At 39.4% G+C, this 1,265-nt stretch carries 1 protein-coding gene and 2 pseudogenes; all 3 read right to left on the reverse strand.

Annotation, left to right across the window (positions count from 1 at the left end):
• Positions 1-66: 66 nt before the first annotated feature.
• A pseudogene (locus tag QT973_RS26940) lies at positions 67-426 on the reverse strand (hypothetical protein); the annotation flags it as partial.
• Between the two features lie 102 nt (positions 427-528).
• Complete coding sequence (locus QT973_RS26945; RefSeq protein WP_333212856.1) at positions 529-714, reverse strand: hypothetical protein; 186 nt, start codon at positions 712-714, stop codon at positions 529-531.
• Positions 715-873: 159 nt separating this feature from the next.
• Positions 874-1,188 (reverse strand): annotated as a pseudogene (locus tag QT973_RS26950) (IS4 family transposase); the annotation flags it as partial.
• Positions 1,189-1,265 lie beyond the last annotated feature (77 nt).

A 1,265-nucleotide genomic window follows, 5' to 3' on the forward strand; every position in this document is an offset into this window, starting at 1 on the left:
GATTTTAAATCACCCTAACCTTCCTTCAGTCTTGTCTTATGGTACTCTGGCTGCTTAAAAACTGTCCGGAGTATTGTCTTTAAATACTTTTTCAAATAAAATTGATGGAAAAGTTAAAAATCTTTGTGACAATGCTTGTTGACTAATTTCTTGTGGCTGACACCATAAAAATCCTTCTTTATTTAATAATCGGGTTAATTCTGTTACTCCTGGTACGGATCGCCATAGTAAACTTAATATTGCTGCCATCATTAATGGTAGTGTTAGAATTCTATCTCTTAAATTTAGTTGGCGATAAAAAGTTTTTTGGGCCGCCATTGCCGGAATTAATAAATCTTCCAGGTAATTCGCGATCGCTTCGTTTTCTACTTGGGGACGATTTTTTTTCTTTGCATGATCTCGGTTGATGCGTTTTTTGCTAGTCATAACTGGTTCAATTATGGCTCAAATGCTTGCCTGACAAAGGTTTCATCCTATTTTACCTTTCTTTTGTATACCCCTTGACAATTTGCACTTTTTCTTAACTTGTCACAAATGGTCTAGCACTGTGTCTAGCGATTCACCGTCAACGAGGTACAGTTCTAGCAGCGCTTCCCATGTGGCAGTTTTGCTGAGTTTTCCAAACTGTCTGGCGTCTTCGTTGGTGAAGCCACGGTCAAAGGCGATCGCCTTTAATTGGTCAATGCGACGGTAGCTAACGATGGGTTTAGTCATGACTAACAAGCCTCAAACTAGACTCGTCAATCAAGGTTTCGTCAAAACATGGATACATCCAGTCAGCAGAATCGCCACCTGTCCAATTAATGAGATATTCCCACTGCTCATTTCTTGGATGCCAACCATTGGTGACAAGTTAAGGCTGTAAGTCTTTTGTCAAGAGGCTTTCGGAGAGTTCTTAAAAAAGAATTGGTCAGACCCTCGTTGCTTTTCAGGAAAAGGGGCAATAATTAACTTAACATTCGGTTTTCGCTGCTGTTTAATAATGCCTAAATCTCGATTTTGGGGGTCAGCAAAATACTTGATTGGATCTGTTGCTTTACCTTTATGATGAGCCATAGTAAAATGATAAAGACCGCGATAAATCATTTCTAAAGAAATCTGCTCAAAAGGTAGAGCTAGTTCATCAGCTACCGCATCACCTAAATCTACTAAAACTGCATAAAATAACCAAGTTGCCCAAATCTGTAATGGGAGCATCCCGATTTTGTAAAAGTGCTATCCAGAGAGGATAATAGGTAGAGCGTCAACGGAAGCGTGAACTGCAT

It is taken from the genome of Microcoleus sp. Z1_A1 (genome assembly GCF_036700305.1).
In the GTDB taxonomy this organism is placed as follows: domain Bacteria; phylum Cyanobacteriota; class Cyanobacteriia; order Cyanobacteriales; family Microcoleaceae; genus Microcoleus.